Consider the following 15,732-nt stretch of genomic DNA (forward strand, 5'->3'; position numbering starts at 1 on the left):
TTCTTCAGCGCCCTCATCCGAACCGTCATCGGACTCACACGGAAAGGCGTAGCGCGATGGCCGCGCATTCGAAAGTCTTTCTCGTGTGTGTCCGGCGGGTAACCCGCAGCGCCGCGTGTCCGGCATGTCCGATACGTCGGAGCCAAGGACATTGATCGAAGAAAGTCGATGACGGAGGCACGGAGTGCAGACAGTCGATTCAGTGTCGACCCTTGACCTCAGTGACAGAGTTCCGCAGCTCAACGGCCGCCCACAGGCCGGACGGGCCCGAGCCGGGTGGCAGAACAAGTACGTGCTGGCCCTCTACCTCATCGACTTCGCCGTGGGGCTGGCGGCCGCGAACTCGGCGCTGCTGCTGCGCTTCGGCACGCCGAACCGGGACCCGTTCGCCACCGGCTATTTCCTATTGACATTTCTCATTCCTGTTGCCTGGCTGGCCTGCCTCACCCTCAACCGCGCGTACGAGCCCCGTCACCTGTTCGTCGGCACCGACGAGTATGCTCGGGTATTCCGTTCAGGATTGGCGCTGACCGCGGTCCTGGCCATTGTTTCGTTCGCCTTCGACCTGCGTTTGGCCCGCGGTTACGTGATTATCGCGATGCCGTTGGCGGTGGCCGTCAGCCTCGCCGGCCGATTCACGCTGCGGCAGCTCCTGCACCGCACCTGGGCCCGCGGCCGGCACCTGCACCGGGTCATCCTGGTCGGCCACGAGCGGGCGGTGGCCGACATGGCCCGCCGGCTGGGCCGAGAGCGTCACCACGGCCTCGACGTCATCGGGGCCTGCCTGCCCCCCGGCCCGAGCCGCGGCGGCTTCGTGCTCGGTCTCCCGCCCGTCTACGGCACCTTCGACGGCGTGGCCGCGGCGGTCTCCCGCTCCGACGCCGACACCGTGGTCGTGCTCTCCTGCCCCGAGATCGACGGTCCCGCCCTGCGGCGCCTGGCCTGGCAGCTCGAACGCGACGAGATCGACCTCATCGTGGCCAGCACCCTGGTCGACGTCGCGGGCGACCGCACGACGATCCGCCCGGTCGACGGCCTGCCGATGCTGCACGTCGAGCACCCGCGGCTCAAGGGCAGCGCCCGGCTCGTCAAGGCCGCCTTCGACCGCGTCGGCGCCTTCGTGCTGCTGCTGCTCGCCTCCCCGGTGCTGGCCGTGGTGGCCGCGATGGTGGCGTTCGACCCGCGCGGCCGCGGACCGGCCATCTTCCGCCAGGAGCGCGTCGGCAAGGACGGGCGGCTGTTCACCCTCTACAAGTTCCGGACCATGGTGGTCAACGCCGAGGCCCGCCTCATCGAGCTGCGCAACCTCAACGACACCGACGGCGAGCTGTTCAAGATGCGCAAGGACCCGCGCATCACACCGATCGGCCGCTGGCTGCGCCGCTTCTCCATCGACGAGCTGCCCCAGCTGGTAAACGTGCTCAAGGGCGACATGTCGCTGGTCGGCCCCCGGCCGCCGCTGGCCCGCGAGGTCGCGGGATATCCGTCCGACATGCTCCGGCGCCTCGCGGTCAAGCCCGGCCTGACCGGGCTGTGGCAGGTCTCCGGCCGCTCCGACCTGTCCTGGGAGGAGTCGATCCGGCTCGACCTGACGTACGTCGAGAACTGGTCGCTCTCCATGGACCTGGCCATCCTGGCCCGCACGGTCAGCGCCGTCGCCCGCAGCTCCGGCGCCTACTGACGAACACACGGTGGATCGGCTCTGGATCGGGGGATCGCCTTGTTCGGGCAAGAGCACCGTCGCCGCGCTCATCGCCTCATCACGGGGCCGCCTGCTGTATTCGTGTGACGACGCCTTCGAACGACACGCGGCCACCGTCGAGCCGGCCGATGGGCCGACGCCGCCGGGCCGATAGTCGTGGAGGGCGCCGCCCTGCTGCCGGAGCTTCTCGAGCGCCATGACGTCGCCCGCGACCGAGCGGTGTGGATCGTGCCGGCCGAGGACTTCCAGCAGCGCCACTACGGGCGGCGCCGGTGGGCACACGACCTCCTCGCCGGGGCCGCCGATCCCGGCCGACGGCGTGGCCGGCACCGTCGAAGACCTCCTGCGCCTGTCCCCGGCGTGACCTCACCTCGATCGCCGCGCATGTGCGGCGGGAGGGACGCCGCGGCGGCAGGACGAAATCCGGCCCGGTCCCCGCATGGGGGCCGGGCCGGTTTCCCTTGCCTGTCAGGCGGGCGCGACCGCCGTGTCCCGGGCGTCGGTCGGGCGCAGCCGGACCGGCGCGGCCAGGTGCGCGAGCAGCACGTCGGCGATGCGGTCGCCGGCGTGGCCGTCCCAGAGGGCCGGAGCCCGCTTGGCCGGCGGATCGGCCAGGACCCGGCGGGCCGTGGCCACGATGAGCTCCGGATCGCGCCCCACGAGGATGTTCGTGCCCTCGGTCAGGGTGATCGGCCGCTCGGTCGAGTCGCGCGTGGTCAGGCAGGGCACGCCGAGCGCGGTGGTCTCCTCCTGGATGCCGCCGGAGTCGGTCAGCACCATCCGGGCCGACGCCTGCAGGGCGATGAAGTCGAGGTAGCCGGCCGGCGGGATCAGCCGGATGCCCTCGGGCAGGCCGGCCGTCTCGAGGCGGGCCGCCGTGCGCGGGTGCACCGGCAGGATCACCGGGAGTTCCTTGGCCACCTCGCCGAAGGCGCCCAGCAGCGCGCCCAGGATCTCGGGCGAGTCCACGTTGGCCGGGCGGTGCAGCGTCGCCAGCGCGTACCCGCCCGGGGTGAGCCCGTGCCGGTGCAGCGCGTCCGAGCCGAGGGCCCGGTCGAGGTTGGCGTGCAGCGTGTCGATCATGACGTTGCCCGCGAGGTGGATCTGGTCCTCGTGATAGCCCTCGGCCCGCAGGTTGTCGACACCGTCCGGCGACGGGGCGAACAGCAGGTCGCTGAGCCGGTCGGTGGCCAGCCGGTTGACCTCCTCCGGCATGCTCCAGTCACGGCTGCGCAGGCCGGCCTCGACGTGGGCCACGGTGATGCCGGCCTTGGCCGCGACCAGCGCGCAGGCCAGCGTCGAGGTGACGTCGCCGACCACCACCACCGCGTCCGGCTCGAGCTCGTCGACCAGCGGCTCGAAGGCGAGCATCACCCGGGCCGTCTGCTCGGCGTGGCTGCCCGAGCCGGTGCCGAGGTGGCGGTCCGGCTTGCGCAGCCCCAGATCGGTGAAGAACACGTCGTTCATCGCGGCGTCGTAGTGCTGGCCGGTGTGCACCAGCACCACCTCGGCGCCGCGCGCCTCGAGCGCGTCCATGACCGGCTTGACCTTCATGAAGTTGGGCCGGGCCCCGGCCACGCAGATGATCCGCGGCATCAGATCACCTCGACCGTGTCACCGGACAGCCGCCGGCGGGTGTCGAGCAGGCACGCGGCCTCGCGGCCGATCATGTCGTAGTCGAACTCGTCGTGGTCGGCCAGCAGCACCACCGCGTCGGCGGAGCGCACCTCCTCGGCGTCGGCCGTGACCATGGTGAGGTCGTCGGCGCCGTGCACGGCCTCGACCACGTGCGGGTCGGCCACCCGGACCTCCGCGCCCATCTGGCGCAGCAGCTGCACCACGCGGACCGCGGGCGACTCCCGGGCGTCGCCGGTGTTCTTCTTGTAGGCCAGGCCCAGCAATAGGATCCGGCTGCCGGAGACCGAGCGCTGGCGGCGGTTGAGCGCCTCCATGAGCCGGCGCACGACGTAGTCGGGCATGTGGTTGTTGATGTCGTTGGCCAGGTCGACGAAGCGGAAGCTCTGGCCCAGGGCCCGCTGCACCCGCCACGACAGGTAGGACGGGTCGATCGGCAGGCAGTGGCCGCCGACGCCGGGCCCGGGCGTGAACCGCATGAAGCCGAACGGCTTGGTGCTGGCCGCGTCGATCGCCTGCCACACGTCGATGCCGAGGTCGTGCGAGATCATCGCGATCTCGTTGACCAGCGCGATGTTCACGTGGCGGAACGTGTTCTCGATGAGCTTGGCCAGCTCGGCCTCGCGCATCGAGGTGACCGTCACGGTGGTCTCCACGACGCTGTCGTAGAACGCCTTGACCCGCTTGAGGGACTCCTCGTCGAGGCCGGAGACGACCTTCGGCGTGTTGACCAGGCCCCAGGTCGGGTTGCCGGGGTCGATGCGCTCGGGGCTGAAGCCGAGGTGGAAGTCGGCGCCGGCGGTCAAGCCGGACTCCTTCTCCAGGATCGGCAGGACGACCTCCTCGGTCGTGCCCGGATAGGTCGTCGACTCCAGCACGACCAGCGCGCCCGGGCGCAGGTGGCCGCCGAGCATCTCGGAGCAGGCCTCGACGTACGACAGGTCGGGCGCGCCGTCGCGCAGCGGCGTCGGCACCGTGATGACCGCGATGTCGAAGCCGGCGCAGTCGGCCGGATCGATGCTGGGCTTGTAGTTCCCGCCCGACAGGACGGCGCGCAGCCGCTCGGCCGGGATGTCCTCGACGTACGACTCCCCCTCGACGAGACGGCCGACGCGGACGGTGTCGACGTCGAAGCCGACGACCTCGTGACCGACCTCGGCCGCGCGGACGGCCAGCGGCAGCCCCACGTAACCCTGGCCGGCGATGACAACTCGCATGGTGCTTTCCCCTTTAGTTGCGCTCGGCGGCCGGTGCGGGCCGGACGGTCCGCACCCACTCGCGGGCGACGAGCCCGACGAAGGCGACGTTGGTGGTCAGGTAGCGGCGCCCGAGCCGGCGCGGCTCCTGCAGTGCCCGGTAGAGCCATTCGCAGCCCACGCGCTGCCAGGCGGCCGGCGCGCGCTTGACCACGCCGGCCAGCACGTCGAAGGAGCCGCCGACGCCGTGCACGACCTTGGCGCCGGTGCGGGCGCCGTGTGTGGCGACGAAGACCTCCTTCTTGGGCGAGGTCATGCCGAGGAAGAGCAGGTCGGCGCCGCTGGCTTTGATGCCGTCGGCCACCGCCTCCGACTCCTCGGCGGCGTAGTAGCCGTCGCGGTAGCCGGCGATCTTCAATTTCGGATGCTGCTTGCGGATCCGCTCGACCATGGTCTCGAGCACCTCGGGCTTGGCGCCGAGGAAGTAGACCGAGTGCCCGCGCAGCTCCGCCATGTACATCAGGCGCTGGAACAGGTCGATGCCGGCGACCCGCTCGGGCAGCGGCTGCCGCAGCACCTTGCTGGCCCAGACCACGGACTGGCCGTCGGCGACGATGAGGCCGCAGCCGGTGACCGCGTCGCGCAGGTCGGCGTCGGCCCGCATCTTGACGATCTTGGCCGCGTTCACGACGCCGACCTCGAGCAGCTCGCCCTTGCCGACCGAGTCGAGGCAGCGCTGCACGGTCTCCTCGAGGGTCAGCGCGTCGAGCGGCATGCCGAACATCTCGCGACGGCCCTCGGCGGTGGTGGAGGTCGTGGTGCTCATCGCGCGATCCCTTCCGCCGGGACCTCGACGGAGGCGAGCCAGGCGAAGTAGAGCCAGCCGAACTCGTACGGCCGGCACTCGCGGTCGAGCGAGAGCGGCTTGTAGACGCGGTCGATGACCGACAGCTTCAGGCCGGATCGGGCCCGGGTCGTCACCGTGTGGGCCGCGCGCACGATTTTGCGCGGGTCGCCGCGGAAGACCTTCCGGACGGTGAGGCCCTCGTCGTCGAGCAGCATGGGGTTTTCCGTGTCGCCGAGCTCGGCCGGGCCGAGCAGCCAGAGCAGGCCCTTGCGGATCGGCTCGTCGAAGTCGGTGATGCCGCCGGCCGCCTCGGCCAGGTCGAGCAGCGCCATCGGGCCCATCGCGTGCTGGTGGACGGTGTAGACCGGGTAGCCCTCGACGACGCCGCCGGTGCGGGCGTCGTAGTGCCACCACCACTGGCCGTCCGGGCCCTGGAGCCGGCAGATCTGCTCGGCCGTGGTGCGGGCCGCCTGCAAGGCCTCGGCGTCGCCGCCGTCGGCCGAGTGGTGCAGCCGGGCCAGCGCCTGGATCGGGTAGACCTGGTCGGCGAAGCAGGCGACGTGGTCGCGGTAGGGCTTGACGAGGCCGGGGCCGGTCGCGTGCGGGAACAGCGGGCTGCCGGGCCGGACGCTGTCGAGCAGCCGCCGGCGGGCCGCGGCCAGGTGATCCTCCACATCGGCCTGCTTGCGGGCCGTGGCGAGCGCGGCGACGACCCAGGAGGCCTCCACCACGTACTCCGCGGCGGTGCGCCGGTCGAACGCCCGGAGCCGCTCCAGGGCCTCGGGAAGGCGCGGGTGCCCGATCTGGGCGGCCGCCCAGGCGACGAGCGCGATGTCGCCGAGGTTGCTGCTCGTCGCCTGCCGGTCGACGAGCAGCGCCACGAACTTCTCCAGGTCGTGGCCGCCGAGCAGGGCGGGCACCTGGTCGGCCGGGAGCCAGGCGACGCCGAGCGCCACGATCGCGGCGTAGCGCAGGCTCGTTCCGGACAAATGCGCACTCACCAAGCCATTTTCGGCCGTAAATACCCGGGTGAAGGCGAACTCGTCCGTTTCGGTGCGGTACATCGTGGGCAACCCGCGCGACGCGAGCGCGAGAAGCCGATTGGTCAGGTCGATCGTCTCGCCGTCGAGGTGGACGTATCTCGCTGGTGCTGACGTCATGGCGTCCTTCCGGAGGCAGGGCGACCGGCGGGCTGGATCAGGGTGCCCGCCAACGTTTTTTGCGTGGCCGACGCTGAGGCTACTGAGGACGATCCACCGGAAGGAAGGTATGACGGGTTGCTGACTCGCCGTTACGGGCGATTCGCGCGGAGCCTTCCGTTTACTCCGACCGTACGGCAGACGCCTCTTTCAGAATGGTCAATGCGGATTCGACGTTTCGGACCGCGCTATCACACCTTCGGCCGATGGCCGAGACAGCGAAAGAGGGCCCGCCGTACGGCGGGCCCTCATCGTTCGCCGTGACTACCGCCGGGCGACCGTCACTGTTGACGGCGCGGACACCCGGACGTTGCCGGACGAGTCGGTGACCAGGGCCTGCAGGGTCACCTTACGGCCGGCGTACTTGGCCGAGGCGGTCCACGAGAACCCGTACGGGGAAACCGATGTGGTCCCCGCCTTGGCCCCGTCGACCAGCAGCGTCACCGACCGCACTCCGAAGTCGTCGGTGGCCCGCACCAGCGGGTGCACGGTCTCGCCCACCTTGACCGCCGGCCGGGCGCCGGGGTCGACGATCGCGGCCGTCGGGCGGGTGTCGGCCACCCGCCCCACGCCGGTCGGCAGATGGCGAGGCTTGGGAGTACTCACCGTGCCGGCGTCGGTCAGAACGACACCACCGGTGATGCGGCTGTCCTTCACGAATCCGTCGGCTCCGTAGGTGAACTGCACGGGACCCGTGACGACCGTACTGCTTACATAGCCGTGATTGCGGATGCCGCTACGGACCGTGTTCTCCGGGGCGCCGTCCTTTCCGCGCGCTCCGTCGAAGAGGATGCCGCCCGTGACCACGCTGCCGGTGACGGTGAGTTCGCTCTCGACCGTGGCCGGGCCGGACCCCTGGATTACTCCGGTCTTGACGACACCCCAGCCGCCGGCCTTGACGACGCTGTCGCTGAGGCGCCCGGCCGCGCCGAAGTAGGCGATACCGGCCTCAGCCTCCACTTTGCCCGACGTGACCGTGACGCCGGAGATGTCGACGAACATCTCATTGGTGTCGGTCGAGCCGAGCGACTGCCGGGACACCGTGATGACGTTGCCGCCGCCGTCGCGCAGGTACGGCTGGTCGCCGGCCAGGGTGGTCAGCGACTGGTCGGGCTCGATGACCACCTTGTCCGCCCCGGCGCCCTTGATCTTCAGCGGCTTGGTGATGGTCAGGCCGTTCTTCGAGCCGGCCTGCACCGGGTTGGAGTTGTGGTTCACCGGGGTCGACGACTCCTGGTAGATGCCCTCACAGACAACGATCGTGTCCCACGGCGACGCGGAATCGACGGCCTTCTGCACCGAGGTGAACTGCGCGTTCGGGCACTGCTTGCGGTCGTCGTCGACGGTCCAGACGGTGCCGCTGTCCTTCAGCGCGACGGTGCCGGGCGAGTTGGCGTACGCGGCCAGGGTGGCGGCCGGAGTCGTACCACCGGAGTGGTAACGCCCGTAGCCGGCGCCGTTGGCCTTGGTCACGCCGTCCGAGAGGATCTGCGCGCCGGACGCGCTCTCCTGGAAGCGCACGTCGGCTAGCTGGATCGAGCCCGACTTGGGCATGGCGCCGGTGCCGAAGCGCAGCTCCAGCGAGGCCAGCGAGCCGACGTCGACGCCCTGCCGGGCGAACTCGGTCAGCGGGACCCGGATCTGGTCGAGCACGATGTGCGTGTTCGGGGTGTTCGTGCCGGTCGACATGTGCAGCGCGTTGCCCCAGCGCGGGTCGCCGGCCGCGACGACGGCCTCGCGGCCGGTCGTGTCCTTCAGCGCGATGACGAAGTCCTGGGTGGTCGACGCCGGGTCGAAAGAGACGGGCTTCTCGTTGGGCCACACCGGGCTGGCCGCGGTGCCGTTCACCGCCGTGTCGCGGGTGTTGTCGCCGCGGTTGTCGGCGCCCGGGTTGCGGGTGTCGAAGAAGTTGACCGCGGCGTCGAGCGCGAGCGCCTCCAGGCCCTTCAGGTTCTTGGAGGCGGCCGGGATCTGCGCGGTCAGCTTCGCGGCCGAGCCCTGCTCCCAGGCCAGGGTGAGCTGGCGACCGTACGAGTGGTTGACCGGCGCGTTCTCGCGGGTGCCGTTCTGGCCGCCGAGCGCGGTCGCGGCCGGCAGCGGGCACTGCTTGGCCGCCGCGGGCAGGCCGGTCTTGCCGAGCTGGGCCGGCGCGAAGTCCTGCGGCTCCGGGTTGCACCAGTCGAATCCCTGCGGGGTCGCCGCCGGCTTGGTGGTCACTCCGGCCGCTTGGGCGTACGGGTCGGCGAAGCCCTGCCCGGCCAGCGAGCCGCCGAGCGCGTTCAGGGTGAGCGGATTCTCCACTTCGGGACGGATCAGGTCGACCCGGGCGCCGGCGCCGGCGAAGTAGGTCGTGTTGACCCGCTCCTCGCACGGGATGGCCGTTCCCGAGGTGCTCGTCGGGCAGGCGCTCGCGGGCACCTGAAGCTTGGACGAGGTGTTCGAGAGCTCGCCGGTCATGTACGGCTCGAACGCGCCCTCGCCGCCGATGTAGCGCCGGAAGAACGCGGCCATCGTGGCCAGGCCGAGCTTCTCCTGGTCGCCCATCCGCTGCGGGTCGCCCGAGATCTTCGTGTTCTTGGCCGGGTTCAGCGGGTCCGAGTTGTCGATCGCGTAGTTCAGGGCCGGGTCGGTGTAGGAGGCGGCGCCGCTGAGCCGCAGGTTGTTCGGGTGGACGTTGTTGGTCGCGAACGGCGCCGAGTTGCCACAGGCGGCGTCGTTGTTGGCCTGCCCGTCGGCGCCGCCGTCGGCGTACCAGACCGAGTTGTACCAGTTGTGGATGGCGCCGAGCTGCTCCACCTGGATCCGCGGGAACGGGTCACCGGGGCTGACGTACTGGGAACGCTCGAACTCGCGCGCGCCCATCAGGTTGGAGACGTCGCCGTCGCACATCGGCAGGATCGTCATGAACGGCATGCCGTACGGCGCCTTGCGCTCGTAGTCGGTCGGCGCCAGCGAGATGACGCCGTTGATCGGGTAGCGCGGCCCGTCCGTGCGGATGCGGTTGTAGTCGAGGAAGTTGGTGACCGCGTCGCCGCCGCGCGAGTGGCCCATCAGGCCGATGCGGGTCATGTCGAGGTGACCGGCCAGGGTCTTGCCGATGGTGGTGTGCTCGTCGACCGGCAGGCCCTTGGCCTTGGCGGCGGCGGTGATGGCGTCGAGCGTGGCCGACAGGAGCATGCGGCGGTTGTGCATGCCTTTGCCCTTGCTGTTGTCCTGCCGCATCATCAGCTGGTCCTGCGAGAGGGAGAACGTGGTGTAGCCCCAGGTCGCGAGGTTCTCGGCCAGGTAGGCGTAGCCGCTCTCGTTGTGCTTGTACTGCGCGCACGTCGCCGTGGCGGAGTCCTGACCGGAGTCGCAGGAGCCGTGGTTGCCGTGCACCAGCACGATCAGCGGCGACGGCTGGGTCCGCTTCTTCCAGTCGGGCATGTAGAGCTGGCCGCGGATCTCGACGTCCATCGGCGCCTGCGCCGTTCCGGTCGTGGGCGCCGCGCCGTCGGAGTTGGGCTCCTGAATGGCCGCCAGGCCGAACTTGGCCTCCTGGACGACCTGGTGACCGTACGGCCCGCGGGCCGTGGGATCGGGAAGGGAAGCGGGTTTGGGGCTGGTCGCCGCCGCGGCCGGAGCGGAGAGCCCGGCCAGCGAGACGACGACCGGCAGAGCGATCCCGAAAACGCGCCTAAGTGTTCCGTGCACGCATTTCTCCCCAGAAAGGAGTGAAAGAAATTACGAGCGGAACGTTAAGAGTCAGACGTTTCTCAGCTGTTTCTTATCTAATTCAAAGGCGGGAAGGGCAGCGTGGCCGGGCGGACCAGCGCGGTGACGGCGCGCCGGCTTCTCTGGTGTCCCAGGGCAGCTCGGGACGCCTCACGGAGGAAGACCGCCGACCAGTAGAAGGCGGACGCGGGCGCGGAATGCCGCATTCGATAGAGCCTGACCCGGTTGACGGTCAGCAGGCTCCACAAGGCCGGCGACACCCGCGACTCGCCTCCGATATGGACAACCTCGGCATCGGCCACCAACTCGGTCACGAAACCACGATCCCGGGCGCGCAGGGCGAATTCCGTCTCCTCGGAATAGAGGAAGAACCGCTCCTCCCACGGCCCGCACGCCTCGAGGCAGGCGCGCGACATCAGCATCACGGCGCCGGTCGCCCAGTCGGCCGTGCCGTCGGTGAAGTACGCCTCGCGGTCGAGCACGGTCTCGCCCAGCGCCGGGAAACGGCCGGCCCGCTGGCCCAGCACGGCCTCGCCGAGAGCGCGGCCCACGGTCGGCTCGCGGCGCAGCGAGTACGCCACGTGCCCGTCCTCGCCGAGGATGCGCGGCACCGCGATGCCGACGCCCGGCTTCTCCAGTCGGGCCGCCAGCTCGGCCACCGACCCCGGCTTCAGACGGACGTCGGGGTTGAGGATCAGGACGGCGTCGTACGGATCGGCGACGCGCAGCGCGGCGTTGAAGGCGGCCGCATATCCCGCGTTGCGGCCGGTCTGCTCGATGTGGCAGCCCGGCACGAGCTCGCGGGCGATGGCGACGCAGTCGTCGGCCGAGTTGTTGTCGGCGACGTAGAGACCCCAGTCGAGGCCGCTCAGGCCCTCGTCCAGGGAGCGCAGCAACCCCGGCAGCACCGCGGCGCTGTTGTAGGTGACTACTACTACCGCGACTCTCATGCTGTCCTGCTGCTTTCGTCTCGGAGCCAGGTCGTGAAGTCGCCGGCGCGCACGGCACGCTTGGCGCGGCGCCGGGTGACGAGGGTGACGGCCAGGAAGACGGCCAGCTTGGGGGCGGCCAGGGGATTCGCCCGGACGATCCCGATCAGATCGGCTTTGGTGGTACGGGCCTCGTCCACCGCGTCGGGCAGGGCCTGCTGGAGCTGCGTGGTCGCGGTGACCGACCGGACCCGCCGGCGGATCAGGTCGCCCAGGGTGCGCGGCGGATGCACGATGACCCGCGAACCGGGCACGATCCGGCGCTCGGCCGCGGTGAACGCGACCGAGGCGGCCAGGTCGTCGCCCATCACGTCGGGCACCGCCCGCAGCCGCTCGCGGGCCTCGCCGGTCACTGCGATGACGCCGCGGCCGAACAGGCCCTCGCGCACCACCGGCAGTTGCTGCCAGACGTCGTAATACCACCGGACGGGCCACGACGACCGGTCCGTCGGGACGACCCGCTCGGGCGCGGCCGCGAGCACGCCCGGCTCGCGCAGGGCCTCGGCCAGCCGCCGGATGTCGCCGGCGGTCATCTCCACGTCGGCGTCGAGGTAGACCACCTCACTGCCGGTGGCCCGGTCGTCACCGGCCCGCATCGCCGCGTACTTGCCCGCTTGCGGAACGTCGACCACCTCGACGGGCGGGCCGAAGCCGGCGGCCACCGCCGCGGTGTCGTCGGTGCACCCGTTGGGCACCACCACGACCTGCAACTCGCCCGGCCGCGCGCCGGACACGAGCGACCGCAACAGCCGGCCGATGACGGGCGCCTCGTTGTGCGCCGGGACAACCACGCTGATCACGCTGGCAGTATTCCGGTGGCCGCCGATCGACACCACCCTCTGTCGGATCCCCGCGCAAGGACACGCCGGACGGTCACCGTGGACGGACCGTCGGATATTCAGCCTCGACCGGACGGCCGACTGCCGCGGACCCGGGGTTATGCGAAAGGGTGGTGGAGCAATCCAGAAACACCAGGAAAGGCAGGGCAATACGTGTACGTCTCGGTACGCGACCGGCCGGCAGCCCAGCCGGGCCGCACCGCCGGACGGGTGGCGACGACCGTGGTGCTCCTCGGCGTGGTCAGCATGTTCACCGACGTCTCCTCGGAGATGGTCGCCGCGGTTCTGCCGCTCTACCTGACCACCCAGGTCGGCCTCGGCTACCTGGCGTACGGTTTCGTCGACGGCCTCTACCAGGGCGTGAGCGCGGTCGTCCGGATCGGCGGCGGCTACGCGGCCGACCGCAACGGTCACCCCAAATGGATCGCCGTCCTCGGCTACGGCGTGTCCGCCCTGAGCCGCATCGCCCTGCTCCCGGCGCACGGCTTCGCCACCATCGTCTCGGTCATCTCGGCCGACCGGCTCGGCAAGGGCCTGCGCACGGCCCCGCGCGACGCGCTCATCGCCGCCTCCAGCGACCCGGCCCAGCTCGGCCGCGCCTTCGGCGTGCACCGCACGCTCGACACCATCGGCGCGGTGCTCGGCCCGCTGGTGGCTTTCGCCCTGCTCGCCATGGTTCCGGGCAGTTACGACTCGGTCTTCGTGGTCTCGTTCGCCTTCGCGATCGTCGGCCTGGCCGTCCTGCTGCTCTTCGTGCCGAACATGCGCACCCACGCCGCCACGGCCCGCACCGGCCTGCGCGTGGTCTTCCGCGAGCTGGCCGGCAAGGGCCTGCGCAAGCCGCTGATCGCCACCGCGATCCTCGGTGTGCTCACGGTCGGCGACGGCTTCCTCTACCTCTCCATCCAGCAGCGCGACGACCTCACGGCCAGCCTGTTCCCGCTGCTGTACGTCGGCACGAACGTCGCCTACCTGGCGTTCGCGCTGCCGCTGGGCCGCCTGGCCGACCGCGTCGGCCGGGCGCGCGTCTTCGTCGGCGGCCACGTGGCGCTGCTGGCGGCCTACTTCGCGGCCGGCGGCCAGTTCGGCGGCATCGCCACCACGGTGCTGGTCCTGCTGCTGCTCGGCACGTACTACGCGGCCACCGACGGCGTGCTGCCGGCCCTGGTCAGCCGCCTGGTCAGCGAACAGACCCGGGGCAGCGGCATCGCGGCCGCGCAGACCGTCGTCGCGCTCTCCCGCTTCGTCTCCGCGCTCGCCTTCGGCAGCCTGTGGGTGCTGGTCGGGCGGGGCAACGCGCTGCTGATCGTCGGCGTGCTGCTGGCCGCCGCCCTGCCCGCCGCCTGGATGCTGCTGCGGCCCTCCGACAAGCCCGCTGAGGCCGCCGCGTGAGCACCCGCATCCGGGTGGCCGCCCTGGCCGCCATCGTCGTGCTGTCCCTGGTCGCCGCCGGCGTCTACGTGCTGCGCGTGCAGCGCGAGCAGGCGTCGGAGGCCAAGGCGGCCCCGGCCGTGCCCGTCTCCGACCTCACGACCGCCATGGCCGGGCCGCATCTGCTGTTCCGCAACACGGCCCTGGGCAACGGTTACGGCAAGCTCGCGGTCGTTCCGCTCAGCGATCCCGGCGGCCCGCGGGCGCTCACCGGCGTGTCCTGCGAGCGGGCGTACTCGGCCGCCGGGCGCTCGGTGTGCCTGTCGGCCCGGCGCGGCATCACCAACACGTACAAGGCGCAGGTCCTCGGTGACGACTGGAAGGCCGTCGGCGACCTGCCGCTGACCGGGCTGCCGAGCCGCGTCCGGCTCTCCCGCGACGGCGCGCTCGCCGTCACCACCACCTTCGTCTACGGCGACTCCTACGCCACCGTCGGCCAGTTCTCGACCCGCACGCTGGTCACCCGCATCGGCGGCAAGGAGTCGGCCGACCTCGAGAACTTCAAGTTGTACGTCGACGGCAAGCGCATCACGGCGGCCGACCGCAACCTGTGGGGCGTGACGTTCGCCGACGACGACACCTTCTACGCGACCGCCGCCTCGGGCGGCAAGACGTGGCTGGTCAAGGGGAGCCTGTCCGGGCAAAGGCTCGATTCCCTGCGTACGGACGTGGAATGCCCCTCGCTCTCCCCCGACCGCACCCGGATCGCCTTCAAGAAGCACGGCGACCTGCCGAACGGCGAATGGCGCCTGGCCGTCTACGACCTGCGCACCGGCAAGGAGACCGTCCTGGCCGAGACACGCAGCGTCGACGATCAGGCCGAGTGGCTCGACGACAGCACCGTCCTCTACGGCCTGCCGCGCACCAGCGACAGCGGCGCGGCCACCAGCGACGTGTGGGCCGCCGCGGCGGACGGAACGGGCAAGCCTCGCGTACTGGTGCAGGATGCCTGGTCGCCGGCGGTGATCCGCGACTGACTGACACATTCGGTACCCCAGTTGATCACCGTCCGAGGCTATCGTTCCGCAGGACGTGTACCGCATCGATGAGGGAGCACGATGACCACCGAACCCGGAAGCCACCTCCGCGAGCCGAAGCGAGGCCTGATCATCCTGGCCGGCGCTCTCGCCGTCGCGGTGGTGACCGCGCTCGTCGTGATCGGCACCCGGCCCGAGCCACCCCAAACCACCGGCGCCATCGCCGGCGGGCAGTCGCCGACGCCCGCCGGCCCGGTGACCACCGCCGCGTCGGCACCGTCGGTGCCCCCGTCGGCCGTGCCCAGTTCCGTGCCCCCGTCGCCCAGCAACTCCGTACCACCGTCAAGCGCCGCCGCCGCAAGCACCAAGCCCGCGCCCAAGACGACGTCGGCGAAGCCGGCGGCGCCTCCCGCCTCCCTGCCGTCGTCCTTCCCCAACGCCTCCAACACCGGCGTCCGGCCCGGGGTCAAGCTCAAGGCCCGCGGCGACATCACCGTGACGAAGAACGGCACGGTCCTCAACGCGCTCGACGTCACCGGCGTCATCACGGTCCAGGCCAGCAACGTCGTCATCTCGAACACCCGGGTTACCAACAAGGGCAAGGCCGACTGGGGCATCGTGCAGACCGCCGGCGCCAGCAACCTCGTGGTGATGGACAGCGAGATCCGCGGCAACGGCAGCGAGAGCATGCACCAGGGCATCTACAACATCGGCGGGCACATCACGGTCAAGCGCACCGAGATCTCCCGCATCGCCGACGGCGTGGCTACCAACCGCGGCCTCATCGAGGACTGCTACCTGCACTCGCCGCAGGTCTACGACGGCGACCACGTCGACATGATCCAGTCGACCGAGGGCCCGCCGTCCGGCGCCTCCCTGACGATCCGGCACAACACGATCATCAACGACGAGTTGCAGACCTCGGCCATCGCCCTGTTCCAGGACTTCGGCGTCGCCCGCAACGCCCTGATCGTCGACAACTACCTGGCCGGCGGCGCCTACACGGTGTACGGCGGCGAGGGCGACCACGGCCAGTCCAGCAACATCCGGATCGAGAACAACACGTTCGGCAAGGACGTCTTCCCGAAGATCGGCCAGTACGGCCCGATCGCGCACTTCGACGCGGGCGGGCCCGGCAACACCTTCACCGGCAACGTCTACGCCGACACCAAGACCCCGGTCTCCCTGTCATGAGGCGGTTTC

Annotated in this window: 11 protein-coding genes; 4 read left to right on the forward strand and 7 right to left on the reverse strand. The window is 70.8% G+C overall.

From position 1 onward, the window contains the following. The first annotated feature begins 202 nt into the window (after window positions 1-202). Window positions 203-1,681, forward strand: coding sequence for a sugar transferase (locus CRP55_RS41395; RefSeq protein WP_245923692.1), 1,479 nt, complete (start codon window positions 203-205; stop codon window positions 1,679-1,681). A gap of 489 nt (window positions 1,682-2,170) precedes the next feature. On the opposite strand, the gene wecB is transcribed toward CRP55_RS41395, so the two are convergent. The 7 genes from wecB to CRP55_RS41430 all read right to left on the reverse strand — a co-directional run bounded on the left by wecB (window position 2,171) and on the right by CRP55_RS41430 (window position 12,082). After that, window positions 2,171-3,298: a non-hydrolyzing UDP-N-acetylglucosamine 2-epimerase gene (wecB, locus tag CRP55_RS41400; protein ID WP_097327477.1), complete on the reverse strand. Its 1,128-nt coding sequence runs from the start codon at window positions 3,296-3,298 to the stop codon at window positions 2,171-2,173. Continuing rightward, window positions 3,298-4,554 carry a nucleotide sugar dehydrogenase gene (locus CRP55_RS41405; RefSeq protein ID WP_097327478.1) on the reverse strand — a complete coding sequence of 419 codons (1,257 nt, stop codon included), beginning with the start codon at window positions 4,552-4,554 and terminating at the stop codon, window positions 3,298-3,300. The genes wecB and CRP55_RS41405 overlap by 1 nt, the downstream gene beginning before the upstream one ends. A 13-nt stretch (window positions 4,555-4,567) precedes the next feature. Then, window positions 4,568-5,359 carry a WecB/TagA/CpsF family glycosyltransferase gene (locus CRP55_RS41410; RefSeq protein ID WP_097327479.1) on the reverse strand — a complete coding sequence of 264 codons (792 nt, stop codon included), beginning with the start codon at window positions 5,357-5,359 and terminating at the stop codon, window positions 4,568-4,570. Beyond that, complete coding sequence (locus CRP55_RS41415) at window positions 5,356-6,540, reverse strand: hypothetical protein (RefSeq protein ID WP_097327480.1); 1,185 nt, start codon at window positions 6,538-6,540, stop codon at window positions 5,356-5,358. Before CRP55_RS41415 ends, CRP55_RS41410 begins: the two co-directional genes overlap by 4 nt. Window positions 6,541-6,843: 303 nt before the next feature. After that, window positions 6,844-10,272 (reverse strand): Ig-like domain-containing protein, encoded by a 3,429-nt coding sequence (locus tag CRP55_RS41420; RefSeq protein ID WP_179855562.1) that lies wholly within the window; start codon window positions 10,270-10,272, stop codon window positions 6,844-6,846. A gap of 77 nt (window positions 10,273-10,349) precedes the next feature. Continuing rightward, on the reverse strand, window positions 10,350-11,243 hold the full coding sequence (locus CRP55_RS41425; protein ID WP_097327481.1) for a glycosyltransferase: 894 nt from the start codon (window positions 11,241-11,243) through the stop codon (window positions 10,350-10,352). Beyond that, window positions 11,240-12,082 carry a glycosyltransferase family 2 protein gene (locus tag CRP55_RS41430; protein WP_097327482.1) on the reverse strand — a complete coding sequence of 281 codons (843 nt, stop codon included), beginning with the start codon at window positions 12,080-12,082 and terminating at the stop codon, window positions 11,240-11,242. Before CRP55_RS41430 ends, CRP55_RS41425 begins: the two co-directional genes overlap by 4 nt. Window positions 12,083-12,274: 192 nt before the next feature. Here CRP55_RS41430 and CRP55_RS41435 point away from each other — a divergent pair, with 192 nt between their 5' ends. The 3 genes from CRP55_RS41435 (at window position 12,275) to CRP55_RS41445 (ending at window position 15,723) form a co-directional block, all read left to right on the forward strand. Then, a complete protein-coding gene (locus CRP55_RS41435; RefSeq protein WP_218854851.1) occupies window positions 12,275-13,513 on the forward strand; it encodes an MFS transporter in 1,239 nt (412 codons plus the stop codon). Further along, window positions 13,510-14,529, forward strand: coding sequence for a TolB-like translocation protein (locus CRP55_RS41440; protein WP_097327483.1), 1,020 nt, complete (start codon window positions 13,510-13,512; stop codon window positions 14,527-14,529). The genes CRP55_RS41435 and CRP55_RS41440 overlap by 4 nt, the downstream gene beginning before the upstream one ends. A gap of 81 nt (window positions 14,530-14,610) precedes the next feature. After that, complete coding sequence (locus tag CRP55_RS41445) at window positions 14,611-15,723, forward strand: right-handed parallel beta-helix repeat-containing protein (protein WP_097327484.1); 1,113 nt, start codon at window positions 14,611-14,613, stop codon at window positions 15,721-15,723. The last annotated feature ends 9 nt before the right edge of the window (window positions 15,724-15,732 follow it).

This window comes from Paractinoplanes atraurantiacus, from assembly GCF_900215205.1.
In the GTDB taxonomy this organism is placed as follows: Bacteria; Actinomycetota; Actinomycetes; order Mycobacteriales; family Micromonosporaceae; genus Actinoplanes; species Actinoplanes atraurantiacus.